The sequence below is a fragment of the Burkholderia sp. Ac-20392 genome (assembly GCF_017104585.1).
Classification (GTDB): domain Bacteria; phylum Pseudomonadota; class Gammaproteobacteria; order Burkholderiales; family Burkholderiaceae; genus Burkholderia; species Burkholderia lata.
In genome coordinates this window covers 1-8798 of sequence record NZ_JAAGPB010000372.1, presented here as the reverse complement: position 1 = coordinate 8798, position 8798 = coordinate 1, and the positions used below count along the sequence as shown (strand labels likewise).

At 68.2% G+C, this 8798-nt stretch carries 10 protein-coding genes and 1 pseudogene; 5 read left to right on the top strand and 6 right to left on the bottom strand.

What is annotated here, in order from left to right; genetic code table 11:
- Positions 1 to 102, bottom strand: a pseudogene (locus G3N99_RS29140) (cobalamin biosynthesis protein); the annotation flags it as partial.
- On the bottom strand, positions 96 to 650 hold the full coding sequence (gene cobU, locus G3N99_RS29135) for a bifunctional adenosylcobinamide kinase/adenosylcobinamide-phosphate guanylyltransferase (RefSeq protein ID WP_206124114.1): 555 nt from the start codon (positions 648 to 650) through the stop codon (positions 96 to 98). The pseudogene G3N99_RS29140 and the gene cobU, both read right to left, overlap by 7 nt.
- 74 nt (positions 651 to 724) lie before the next feature.
- On the opposite strand from cobU, the gene G3N99_RS29130 reads away from it, so the two are divergent.
- The 4 genes from G3N99_RS29130 to G3N99_RS29115 all read left to right on the top strand — a co-directional run bounded on the left by G3N99_RS29130 (position 725) and on the right by G3N99_RS29115 (position 3817).
- Positions 725 to 2227: a cobyric acid synthase gene (locus G3N99_RS29130; RefSeq protein WP_206124113.1), complete on the top strand. Its 1503-nt coding sequence runs from the start codon at positions 725 to 727 to the stop codon at positions 2225 to 2227.
- An 81-nt stretch (positions 2228 to 2308) separates the two neighbouring features.
- On the top strand, positions 2309 to 2449 hold the full coding sequence (locus G3N99_RS29125) for a hypothetical protein (RefSeq protein WP_167316019.1): 141 nt from the start codon (positions 2309 to 2311) through the stop codon (positions 2447 to 2449).
- Between the two features lie 149 nt (positions 2450 to 2598).
- On the top strand, positions 2599 to 3012 hold the full coding sequence (locus G3N99_RS29120; protein WP_206124112.1) for a DoxX family protein: 414 nt from the start codon (positions 2599 to 2601) through the stop codon (positions 3010 to 3012).
- Positions 3013 to 3148: 136 nt separating this feature from the next.
- Positions 3149 to 3817: a ParA family protein gene (locus tag G3N99_RS29115; protein ID WP_206124111.1), complete on the top strand. Its 669-nt coding sequence runs from the start codon at positions 3149 to 3151 to the stop codon at positions 3815 to 3817.
- A 130-nt stretch (positions 3818 to 3947) separates the two neighbouring features.
- Here the strand turns inward: G3N99_RS29115 and panD are convergent, their stop codons facing one another.
- The 4 genes from panD to G3N99_RS29095 all read right to left on the bottom strand — a co-directional run bounded on the left by panD (position 3948) and on the right by G3N99_RS29095 (position 6547).
- Positions 3948 to 4334, bottom strand: a complete 387-nt coding sequence (gene panD, locus G3N99_RS29110) for an aspartate 1-decarboxylase (protein ID WP_174941621.1) — start codon at positions 4332 to 4334, stop codon at positions 3948 to 3950.
- A 42-nt stretch (positions 4335 to 4376) separates the two neighbouring features.
- A complete protein-coding gene (gene panC, locus G3N99_RS29105; RefSeq protein ID WP_206124110.1) occupies positions 4377 to 5216 on the bottom strand; it encodes a pantoate--beta-alanine ligase in 840 nt (279 codons plus the stop codon).
- Between the two features lie 265 nt (positions 5217 to 5481).
- Complete coding sequence (locus tag G3N99_RS29100) at positions 5482 to 6354, bottom strand: ScpA family protein (RefSeq protein ID WP_011352890.1); 873 nt, start codon at positions 6352 to 6354, stop codon at positions 5482 to 5484.
- A 4-nt stretch (positions 6355 to 6358) separates the two neighbouring features.
- Positions 6359 to 6547 (bottom strand): DUF3460 family protein, encoded by a 189-nt coding sequence (locus tag G3N99_RS29095; RefSeq protein WP_011352889.1) that lies wholly within the window; start codon positions 6545 to 6547, stop codon positions 6359 to 6361.
- Positions 6548 to 6813: 266 nt separating this feature from the next.
- On the opposite strand from G3N99_RS29095, the gene G3N99_RS29090 reads away from it, so the two are divergent.
- Positions 6814 to 8628: an autotransporter assembly complex family protein gene (locus G3N99_RS29090; RefSeq protein ID WP_174941625.1), complete on the top strand. Its 1815-nt coding sequence runs from the start codon at positions 6814 to 6816 to the stop codon at positions 8626 to 8628.
- Positions 8629 to 8798: the final 170 nt, after the last annotated feature.

Here is an 8798-nt window from a genome sequence, read left to right as displayed (position 1 = left end):
CGCGACGAGCGGATGCCAGCCGGCCGGCTCGCCGATCGCGCGGTCGATGATCGCGGCTGCGACCGCGAACATCGCGACGACGGGCAGCGACAGCATCAGCATGACGGCGCTCCCGCCTTGAGGTCGAGCGGCAGCCCGGCGACGAGCAGCGTGACGCGCGTCGCGAGCGCGGCGACGCGCTGGTTCAGGCGCCCGAGTTCGTCGACGTAGCGCCGCGTGACCGACCCGAGCGGCACGACGCCGAGCCCGATCTCGTTGCTGACGACGATGACCTTCGCGCGCGCGCCGCACAACGCATGCTCGAGCCGGTCGACCTGCGCCGCGTACCGTGCATCGTCGAGCGGTTCACCGTCGGCCGGGCACAGCAGGTTCGTGAGCCACAGCGTCAGGCAGTCGACGAGCAGGCACGCGTGCGGATCGTCGAGCCGCGCGAGCATGCCGGCGAGATCGACGGGCGCGTCGGCGAAACCCCAGTCGGCCGGCCGGCGCGCGCGATGGTGCGCGATGCGCTGCGCGAATTCGGCATCGGCGGCGGTCGCGGTCGCGATGTAGGTGACGGGGAGGCCGCTGTCGGCGGCGAGCCGCTCGGCATGCGCGCTCTTGCCCGAGCGCGCGCCGCCGAGGACGAAGGTGAGGTCGTGCGGAATCATCGCGTGATTGTAACGGCGCGGGCATACCGGCGCGGGGGATAATGCGGCCTTTGCTTCGCGACGACCATTACACGATGAATGCACCCGAGCCGCGGCCGCGCGGCACGCTGATGATCCAGGGCACGACGTCCGACGCGGGCAAGAGCACGCTGGTTGCGGGCCTGTGCCGGCTGGCACACCGCGCCGGCGCGCGCGTCGCGCCATTCAAGCCGCAGAACATGGCGCTCAACAGCGCGGTGACGGCCGACGGCGGCGAGATCGGCCGCGCGCAGGCGCTGCAGGCCCTGGCGGCGGGCGTCGCGCCGCATACGGATTTCAACCCCGTGCTGCTGAAGCCGACGAGCGACCGCGGCGCGCAGGTGATCATTCACGGCAAGGCGCGCATGAATCTCGATGCGCGTGCGTATCACGACTACAAGCCGGTCGCGTTCGATGCGGTGCTCGAGTCGTACGCGCGCCTGCGCGCCGGCTACGACACGGTGATCGTCGAGGGCGCGGGCAGCCCGGCGGAGATCAACCTGCGCGAAGGCGACATCGCGAACATGGGATTTGCCGAACGCGTCGACTGCCCGGTCGTGCTCGTCGCCGACATCGACCGCGGCGGCGTGTTCGCGCATCTGGTCGGCACGCTTGCGTGCCTGTCGGACAGCGAGCGCGCGCGCGTGCGCGGCTTCGTGATCAACCGCTTCCGCGGCGATTTCAAGCTGCTCGAACCGGGGCTCGACTGGCTGCGCGCGCAGACGGGCAAGCCCGTGTTCGGCGTGCTGCCGTACCTGCACGGCCTGCTGCTCGACGCCGAGGACATGCTGCCCGCACAGGCGCGCAGCGCCGCCGCACGCGGCGACGCCGGCGTGCTGCGCGTCGTCGTGCCGGCGCTGCCGCGCATCAGCAACCACACCGATTTCGATCCGCTGCGCGCGCATCCGCAGGTCGAATTCACGTACTGGAAGAGCGGTCCCGTGCCGGACGCCGACCTGCTGATCCTGCCCGGCTCGAAGAGCGTGCAGCGCGACCTCGCATGGCTGCGCGACGCGGGCTGGGACACGCTGATCCGTCGCCACCTGCGCTACGGCGGCAAGGTGATCGGCATCTGCGGCGGGATGCAGATGCTTGGCCGCACGCTCGACGATCCGCTCGGCCTCGAAGGCGCGCCCGGCAGCGTGCCGGGGCTCGGGCTGCTCGATTTCGACACGACGCTGCAGCCCGACAAGACGCTGAAGAACGTGACAGGGCATCTCGCGCTGCCGGGCGGGGCGGCCGTGCGCGGCTACGAGATCCACATGGGCGACACGCACGGGCCCGCGCTGGCGTCGCCCGCGCTGGCGCTGGCAGCCGACGCCGCGCAGGACGGTACGCGCCCGGACGGCGCGGTGTCCGACGATGGCCAGATCCTCGCGACCTACGTGCACGGGCTGTTCGACTCGCCCGACGCCTGCACGGCGCTGCTCGCGTGGGCCGGGCTCGACGGCGCGGAGCGGATCGACTATCCGGCGCTGCGCGAGGCATCGCTCGAACGGCTTGCCGACACGTTCGCCGACCATCTCGACCTCGACGCGCTGTACGCCGAGTTTCGTTGACGCGAGTCGGGCCGCGCTCGCTTTTTCCGCCGGATCGCGTACAACACAGGAGGGCGGATGTCCGCCTGGAGGAGTGCGACGATGAAGGCTCGATGGTGGTGGAGCGTGCTGCTCGCGGCGCTGCTGGGCGCGTCGGCGGTTGCGCACGCGTGCGATTCGTACGCACCGGGCGGCAGCCAGTCCGGTTCCGGCGACGCCACACAAGGCAAGAGCGGTTACTGAAGCAGGTTGCGGGGCATGATCGGTCATGCCCCTTTTTACGTCTCAATTAATTCCGCATGGGAATCAGTTAAAGCGAATTGGCGCGTTTATCGGTCGAATTGATTCGAATAGAGTGCAATCCATTCACACCACTCACGAAGGAATTCGCCATGAACCCCAATCGCCTCAACGATTTCGCCGCGACCCTGCTACGCGTCGCGCTCGGCGTGCTGTACCTCGCGCACGTCGCGCAGAAGGTGTTCGTCTTCACGCTGCCCGGCACCGCGCAGTTCTTTGCGTCGATCGGCCTGCCGGGCTGGCTCGCGTACCTGACGACGTTCGTCGAACTGGCCGGCGGCCTCGCGCTGCTCGCAGGCTTCCGCGTGCGCATCGCCGCACTCGTGCTGCTGCCGTTCATGCTCGGCGCGACCGCCGCGCATCTGCCGAATGGCTGGAGCTTCGCGTCACCGAACGGCGGCTGGGAATATCCGGCGTTCTGGGCCATCACGCTCGCCGTTCAGGCGCTGCTGGGCGGCGGCGCGTTCGCGCTCGGCGCACGGGAGGCCGCGATTCAGCGTGCGTAAGGGGTAAGTAAGCGCACCCGGGGCGGCGCAACCCGTTCCGGTGATACCCCGTTTGCCGATATCATCGCTCCCTGTATCCGCATTCGAGCGGCGCCTGCCATGCGGCGGGCGCCGCGCGGCTTTTTCGGGGGAATTCATGACGGTGATCGTGGTGGCGAATCCGAAGGGCGGCGTGGGGAAGAGCACGCTGTCCACCAATCTTGCCGGCTTTTTCGCGGCGCAGGGTGCGTGGGTCGCGCTCGCCGACCTGGACCGGCAGCAGTCCGCGCATGCGTGGCTCGACCTGCGGCCGGCCGGATTGCCGGCGATCGAGGCATGGGAGCTCGACCCGGACGCACCGACGAAGCCGCCGCGCGGCCTCGAATATGCGGTGATCGATACGCCGGCCGGCCTGCACGGCAACCGGCTCAACGTCGCGCTGCAACTGGCCGACAAGGTGATCGTGCCGCTGCAGCCGTCGATGTTCGATATTCTGGCCACGCAGCAGTTTCTGGAGCGCCTCGCCGGCGAGAAGGCCGTGCGCAAGGGCAACGTCGAGGTCGGGATCGTCGGGATGCGGGTCGATGCGCGCACACGCTCGTCCGACCAGCTGCACCGGTTCGTCGAAGGGCTCGGCCTGCCGGTGCTCGGCTACGTGCGCGACACGCAGAACTATGTGCAGATCGCCGCGCACGGCCTCACGCTGTGGGACGTCGCGAAGAGCCGGGTCGAGAAGGATCTCGAACAGTGGCGGCCGATCGTCGAATGGGCCGAACGCCGGGCGCCGAAGGCAGAGAAGACGGAGAAGGCCGCCAAGGCGTCCTGATCGCGCGGCCGCCGGGCCGGCGCACGATGAAATGACGAAGGGCCGGATTCCGTCGAGTACGGAATCCGGCCCTTTGACGTCAAGCGGCGCGGCTACTCCCGCGCGCCCGGGCACGCGGGTGGCCTTCAGGTCAGGTCCAGTTCTGCGTCGGCACGTGATCGCGGTGGCCCTTGATCTTGTTGCCGTCGTCGATGAACACGAGCTTCGGCTTCCAGCCGGCCTGCAGCTCGGCGTCGTCGACCATCGCGAATGCCGCGATGATCACGAGGTCGCCGAGCTGTGCGCGACGCGCGGCCGAGCCGTTCAGCGAGATCATTCCGCTGCCGCGCTCACCCTTGATCGCGTACGTCGAGAAGCGCTCGCCGTTGTTGATGTTCCAGATGTCGATCCGTTCGTTCTCGATGATGCCCGATGCTTCGAGCAGGTCTTCGTCGATCGCGCACGAGCCTTCGTAGTGCAGCTCGCAGTGCGTGACGGCCGCGCGGTGGATCTTCGATTTGAGCATGTGGCGCTGCATGGTGTCTCCGTGATGCGTGAGAGGCGCGGGCGGGGCGGCCCGTCAGATTTCCAGGTTGTCGATGAGGCGCGTCGCGCCGAGCTTCGCGGCCGCAACGACGACGAGCGGTTCGCCGGCTTCGAGCTGGGCCGCGTCCGGCGCGATCAGGTTCGCGCGGCGGCGGATCGAGATGTAGTCGGGCACCCAGCCGCGGCCGGCCAGATGCGTGCGGGCCATTTCTTCGAGCTTGCCGAGGTCGCGCTCGCCGCCGAGCACGCTTTCGCGGATGCGCTGCAGCGTCTTCGCGAGTTCGGGCGCTTCGCTGCGCTCGTCGGCCGACAGGTAGCGATTGCGCGACGACAGCGCGAGGCCGTCCTCGTCGCGCACGGTTTCGGCGGCGATGATGTCGACCGGCAGCGCGAGCTGCTGGCACATGCGGCGCACGATCATCAACTGCTGGTAGTCCTTCTTGCCGAACACGGCGACGCGCGGCTGCACGCAGGCCATCAGCTTCGTCACGACCGTGCACACGCCGGTGAAGAAGCCGGGCCGGAATTCCCCTTCGAGGATCCCGCCGAGATCGTCCGGCGGCAGCACGCGGTATTCCTGCGGTTCCGGGTACATGTCGCGCTCGGTCGGCGCGAACAGCACGTAGACGTTTTCCTTCTGCAGCTTCTCGATATCGTCCTGGAGCGTGCGCGGATACTTGTCGAAATCCTCGTTCGGGCCGAATTGCAGCCGGTTGACGAAGATGCTCGCCACGACCGGGTCGCCGTGCTGGCGCGCGAGGCGCATCAGCGACAGGTGCCCTTCGTGCAGGTTGCCCATCGTCGGCACGAACGCCGTGCGGTTCTGTCCGCGCAGCTGGTCGCGCAGTTCATGGATCGAGCTGATGACTTTCATGATCGGGTAGCGGGTTCCTCGCGCTGGCGCGCGTTGGCGCCGCAGCAGCGGCGTCGGGGTCGAAGCGGAGAACGCCGGCGCGCGGGCGGCGCATCGGGCGTCGGCGGATTGTAGAGGATTTGGCCGCCAAACGCATCGAAAAAAGAACGGTCGTTCACTTTTTAATCGGGCGTGCCGGCAACCACTCGCGCGGCCGTGCAGGACTGCGGTGAGGCGGCGAGTGTGCCGGGATGACTCGGGAGAACGGAAAGGGCGGGCGCGGGCGTTACGCGGGCAGGTACGCGAGACGCACGTAGATCGGCGCGAACGGCTCGGCCTGCGTGATCTCGAGGAGCGACTCGCGTGCGAGTTCGAGCATCGCGATGAAATTCACGACGACGACCGGCACGCCGCGCGACGTGTCGAACAGCTCGGCGAATTCCATGAAGCGCGCGTTCTGCAGCCGGCGCAGGATCAGGCTCATGTGCTCGCGCACCGACAGCTCCTCGCGGGAGATCTTGTGGTGCTGGACGAGCTTCGCGCGCTTGAGCACGTCGGCCCATGCGGCGCGCAGGTCGTCCGAATTCACGTCGGGGAAGCGCGGCGTGACGCTCTGCTCGATGTAGACCTCGGCGCGCAGGAAGTCGCGGCCGAGCTGCGGCAACTGGTCGAGCCGCTGCGCGGCGAGCTTCATCTGCTCGTACTCGAGCAGGCGGCGCACGAGTTCGGCGCGCGGATCCTCGGCTTCCTCGCCGGTGTCGGCCTTCTTGACCGGCAGCAGCATCCGCGACTTGATCTCGATCAGCATCGCGGCCATCAGCAGGTACTCGGCCGCGAGCTCGAGGTTCGACGTGCGGATCTGGTCGACGTAGCCCAGATATTGCGCGGTGACCTGCGCCATCGGGATGTCGAGCACGTTGAAGTTCTGCTTGCGGATCAGGTAGAGCAGCAGGTCGAGCGGGCCTTCGAAGGTCTCGAGGAAGATCTCGAGCGCATCGGGCGGGATGTAGAGATCCTGCGGCAGCTTGAAGAGCGGCTCGCCGTACAGGCGAGCGAATGCCGCGACACCGTCGACCGTGTCGGGCGTCGAATCGGCGCCCGCGGGCGCGGCGATCGCGTCGTCCTGCCGGGCGGCGCTGGCCTCGTCTGCGGCGCTCACGTCGTCAGAAGTTCTGGTAGTAGACGTACGACGTTTGCTTCACGCGCGATTCCTGCTGCTCGGCGCGCTCTTCGAGGTCGATCGGCTGCTTGTCCCACAGCAGGGAACGGCCCTTGCGCTGCTCGTCCTCGAGCGTCGGCTTCTGCTGCTTGAGCTGGTTCAGGAACTGCGTGACATCGGACTGGTACGGCATGGCTGGGTTTTCCGTTTCGGGCGGCGCACGATGCGCCGGATTCACGATGGCGGGATTTTACCGCATCGCGGGAACGGCCGGCGTCAATCGCGCGTCGAATCCGCGGGCTGGCGCGCAGCCGGCACCTGGAAGCGCGCCGTCACGCATGACGCCGCGGCCACGCCCGCACGCACAGCGGTTTACAAACATTAAGCTTTGGTGCCAGTACCCTGTGGTCAAATACAGGGTTTTCCACAAAACCGTGACAACCGAGGGCGAGGTCATATTTGGCGGGGCAGTCGAACCAGCAAGCACACACGGCACATGACGCGGGCCCGCGCGTGGAACGCAATCGCGCCGCCGCCGCGGCTCGCGCCGCGCGGGTGACCCTCGCGGGTTGCCTTGCCGCGTGCTTCGCGCTGCCGGCCCACGCGAAGTACGACGTCGACATCGACGCGCCGCGCTCGGTTCGCAAGCTGCTCAAGTCGCATCTCGATATCGCGCGCTTCGCGAAGCGCGACGACATCAGCGACGACCAGTTCGACTTCCTCGTCACCGCCACGCCGCAACAGGTGCGCGACCTGACCGCGACGGCCGGCTATTTCTCGCCGGTCGTGCGCACCGACGTGCGCACGCGCGACGGCAAGCGCGACGTGCGCATCGCGGTCGATCCGGGGAAGCAGACGATCGTGTCGAGCGTCGACCTGACGTTCAAGGGGCCCATCGACACCGAGGATCCGAAGCAGGAAGCCGCGACCCGTTTCGCGTTCTCGCTGAAGCCGGGCGACCCGTTCACGCAGTCCGACTGGGACGGTGCGAAGGGCGCGGCGCTCAAGCAGCTGCAGTCGCGCCGCTATCTCGGCGGGAAGATCGCGTCGTCGGAGGCGCGCATCGATCCGCGCACGCAGCGCGCGACGCTCGCGGTCACGTTCGACAGCGGCCCGACGTTCACGATCGGCAAGGTCGACGTCGACGGCGTGCGGCGCTACCCGGAAAAGATCGTCACGAACGTCAATCCGCTGTCGGAAGGCGAGATCTACGACGTGCAGCGCATCACGGAACTGCAGCGGCAGTTGCAGAACACGCCGTATTACGCGAGCGTCGCGATCGACGTCGGCGACGATACGGCGAAGCCCGAGCGCACGCCCGTGCACGTGAAGGTCAGCGAGTTCCCGTACAACAACATCCGCGGCGGCGTCGGCTTTGCCACCGATACCGGGCCGCACGTGCAGGGTTCCTATACGTATCTCGATACGTTCGGCGCCGCGTGGCCGCTGACCGTGTCGGGCCGGCTCGACCAGATCCAGCAATACGGGCAGGTCCAGCTGTCGATGCCGCCGGGCGAGAAGGGCTGGACCAACAGCGTGCTCGCGTCGTACACGAACACCAACGTGTCGGACACGCGCATCTACAGTGCGCGGGTCGGCGTGCAGCGCACGCGCACCGGCCAGTTCATCGATTATTCGTATTCGCTGATGTACTACCAGGACCGGCTCGACCAGAACGGCGCGGGTCCGACCACGAGCCGCGCGCTCGTGCCGCAATGGGCGTGGACGCGCCGCAACGTCGACGATCCGCTGTTTCCGCGCTCGGGCAACCTGATCCACGCGGAGGCCGGCTTCGCGATCAAGGGCGTGGCGACCGACCAGAGCTTCATTCGCGGCTACGCGCGCGGCCAGCAGTACCTGCCGATCGGCAAGCGCGACCTGTTCGTGTTCCGCGCGGAGCTCGGCGGTGTGTTCACGAGCGGCAGCTCGACCGGCGTGCCGGCGTCGCTGCTGTTTCGCGCGGGCGGCTCGAACTCGGTGCGCGGCTACGGCTACCAGAGCATCGGCAACAGCGTCGACGGCTCCGTGCTGCCGACCAAATACCTGATGACGGGCACCGCCGAATACCAGCACTGGTTCAACCGCGACTGGGGCGCCGCGACGTTCTTCGACATCGGCACCGCCACCGATGCGTGGGGCGAGCGCGTGTTCTACCCGGGTGTCGGCATCGGCGCGCGCTGGCGCAGCCCCGTCGGCCCGATCAACGTCGACGTCGCGTACGGGTTGCGCAACCATAGCGTGCGCCCGTACCTGACGCTCGGCATCGCTTTCTGACCGTACCGCTTCACCGACGACGAACCGCATGACGAAGGACCCGAACGACACGCCGCCTCACGATCCGGACTCGCCCGACGGTGCGCCCGACGCGCCGCCGCACGCGCCGCGCCGCGGGCCCGTCGCGCGCATCGGGCGGTTCGTCGCGTGGACGCTTGCGACGCTCGTGC